Source organism: Atopobium sp. (assembly GCF_034113385.1).
GTDB lineage: Bacteria > Actinomycetota > Coriobacteriia > Coriobacteriales > Atopobiaceae > Atopobium.
On sequence record NZ_JAXEXL010000012.1, the window covers coordinates 1 to 2,964 of the forward strand.

Below are 2,964 nucleotides of genomic sequence, written 5' to 3' on the forward strand. Positions count from 1 at the left end.
CCCTCTACATCACCCGTAAGAACACCAGCCTGAACAGCTGCACCATCTGCAACTACCTCATCTGGGTTAACAGACATGTTAGGCTGCTTGCCCGTCATTTGCTTTACCAAGTTTTGGACGGCTGGCATACGGCTAGAGCCACCAACCAAGATAACCTCATCTACCTCAGAGATGGAAACGTTTGCATCATGCAAAGCCTTGGTTACTGGCTGCTTACAACGATCCAACAAATCGCGAGAAATGCGCTCAAACTCTGCACGAGACAAATCATACATAAGGTTCTTAGGACCGTTGGCATCCATGGCAATGAAAGGAAGGTTGATGGTGGTCTGAGAGGATGCAGACAGCTCCTTCTTGGCGTTTTCTGCCGCCTCCTTAAGACGCTGAAGCGTCATAGGATCATTGCGCAAATCAATGCCATTCTCGGCCTGGAACTTATCGGCCATCCAATCAATAATGCGCTGATCCCAGTCATCACCACCAAGGTGGTTATCACCATTAGTGGCCAAAACCTCTACAACACCGTCCGCAAGGTCAAGCAAAGACACGTCAAACGTGCCGCCACCAAGGTCAAATACCAAAACCTTCTGCTCAGATTCTTTCTTGTCAAGACCGTATGCTAGTGCAGCAGCCGTAGGCTCGTTAACAATGCGCTGAACATTAAGGCCAGCAATCTTGCCCGCATCCTTAGTTGCCTGACGCTGCGCATCATTAAAGTAGGCAGGAACCGTAATAACTGCATCAGTTACCGGCTCTCCCAAGTACTTCTCTGCATCTGCCTTCATCTTAGAAAGAATCATGGCAGAGACTTGCTCTGGCGTAAAATCCTCGCCGTCAATCTCTACAACAGAACGACCGCCCTGACCAGACTTTACGGTATAAGGAACCGTCTTAAGCTCGGAGCTTACCTCGTCAAAGCGACGACCCATAAAACGCTTGATCGAGAAAACCGTGTTCTTGGGATTTGCAACGGCACTGTTCTTTGCTGCCTTACCCACTACGCGGTCATCAGAGCGGAAGCTTACCACGGAGGGGGTGGTGCGGTCTCCCTCTGCGTTAACAATAATGGTAGGCTCGCCGCCCTCCAAGACTGCCATTGCGGAGTTAGTAGTACCGAGGTCGATACCAAGAATTTTGTTGCCCATAGTATATCCTTCCAAATACGCCAGCACATACGCTGACACTGTTGTACGCTTTGATTGATACCCATGCTTTGCATCAATATACAAAATCTAAGTGACTTATTGGTATATTTTTTAATTGTTCATATTTAAACTTTTATGAGTTATCTAATTCCTACTAGTTTACCTGCAAAAACTTCTAGTAGAAATTTCTAACATCTTTAAAAAAGAATCCATTTTGTACTTGATTTACGGCCCGCGGGTGCTATTCTCAACCCCGAGGAGTCACTCGCATAGTTGCATTCGGAGAGGGATGCACGCGAGCGAGTTTAAAAAGAAGGAATGGAGAATAGCATGTCTCACCCAGTTATTGTTGCCGATGAGTGCGTATCCTGCGGCGCTTGTGTAGACGCTTGTCCTTGCGATGTTCTTGAGCTTGGTGACGAGTGCGCAGAGGTCATGGATGCCGATTCTTGCATCGCTTGCGGCGCTTGCTTGGATGCTTGCCCCACCGGTGCTATCACCGAGATTGTAGAGGACTAGTTTTAAGCTTTACTAGGTCTTATTACAGGCTTTATGCTTTTATCTTCACAATCGTGACGTTCTCACCAAGAGACAGCTTAGGGACCGTTCCTCGCGGTCCCTTTTCTTTTAGTTTTGCCTTTTCAGGCTATACTAGCTACAAACCAACGTAGGGAGAGCTAGCATGAAATTACTTATCGCCTCAGATATCCATGGCTCTGCATACTGGTGCCAAAAGCTCGTTGATGCCGTAGCTACCGAGAAACCCGACCGCTTGGTGCTTTTAGGAGACATCCTCTACCATGGCCCCAGAAATGATCTTCCCCGTGATTATGCGCCTAAACAGGTAATTGCTCTTCTTAACCCCCTCGCATCTACCATTATTGCTTGTCGTGGAAACTGTGAGGCAGAGGTTGATCAAATGGTGTTGGATTTTGCCTGCATGGCTGACTCAAACACCTTAGTAGATTCACAAACAAATACAACTATCTTTTTAAGCCATGGCCATATTTGGGGTCCTGGGCTGCACAACAGCATAAACCACTGGCCCGCGCTTAAGCCTGGCGACATCTTTATGTATGGGCACACACATAAAAAGGTCCATCAGCAAGTCAGTGCCCACGATGATGAGGCTCATGCTGGCATTATCCTGTTTAACCCTGGGTCAGTAAGTATCCCTAAGGATGGAACTGCTAGTTACGGCATATATGAGAACGGTGAGCTTTATCACGTTCTTCTTTAGAAGAAGCTCGACGAGCCTTAAAGAAGCTCCGTAGCAGATTGGCAGCTTCATCTGCCAGCACACCTGGTGTTACCTCAAACTCATGATTCAGTCGTGCATCATGGCTTATATCATACAAAGTGCCCAATGCGCCACCTTTTGGATCGGTTGCACCGTACACACATCTGTCTATGCGCGCATTAACCATAAGCCCTGCGCACATAATGCACGGTTCCAAGGTTACATATACCGTACAACCGCTCAAGCGCCACCGACCAAGTGTTTGACTTGCAGCCACCATGGCAGAAAACTCCGCATGTGCCGACGGGTCCAAGTCAAGCTCACGCCTATTGTGCGCGCGTGCCACAACCTTATCCTCACACACAACAACCGCCCCAATAGGAACTTCACCTTCTGCAGCTGCTAAGGCAGCCTCTTCAAGTGCCAGGCGCATGAAAGCAGTATCTTGCGAGAAGTTCTGTGAAGTGTTGTGCAAAATAGACATAAACCACCTTTAGGTAAAGTTGACGGTTCTATGGTAGCGTCATATGCGCTAAAATGGCTACACAACCACGGAGGGATGGCAGAGTGGTTGAATGC

At 48.0% G+C, this 2,964-nt stretch carries 4 protein-coding genes; 2 read left to right on the top strand and 2 right to left on the bottom strand.

Annotated features, from left to right (window positions below):
• On the bottom strand, positions 1-1,145 hold a 1,145-nt coding region (locus tag SPD80_RS03265; RefSeq protein ID WP_320828469.1), incomplete at its 3' end, for an Hsp70 family protein.
• 330 nt (positions 1,146-1,475) lie between these two features.
• Between SPD80_RS03265 and SPD80_RS03270 the strand changes: the two genes are divergently transcribed.
• Together SPD80_RS03270 and yfcE are read left to right on the top strand one after the other, a co-directional pair.
• Positions 1,476-1,664 (top strand): DUF362 domain-containing protein, encoded by a 189-nt coding sequence (locus SPD80_RS03270; protein WP_320605955.1) that lies wholly within the window; start codon positions 1,476-1,478, stop codon positions 1,662-1,664.
• Positions 1,665-1,827: 163 nt separating this feature from the next.
• A complete protein-coding gene (gene yfcE / locus SPD80_RS03275) occupies positions 1,828-2,385 on the top strand; it encodes a phosphodiesterase (RefSeq protein ID WP_320828471.1) in 558 nt (185 codons plus the stop codon).
• Here the strand turns inward: yfcE and tadA are convergent.
• On the bottom strand, positions 2,336-2,869 hold the full coding sequence (gene tadA, locus SPD80_RS03280) for a tRNA adenosine(34) deaminase TadA (RefSeq protein WP_320828472.1): 534 nt from the start codon (positions 2,867-2,869) through the stop codon (positions 2,336-2,338). The two genes, yfcE and tadA, sit on opposite strands and share 50 nt — an antisense overlap.
• Between the last annotated feature and the right edge of the window lie 95 nt (positions 2,870-2,964).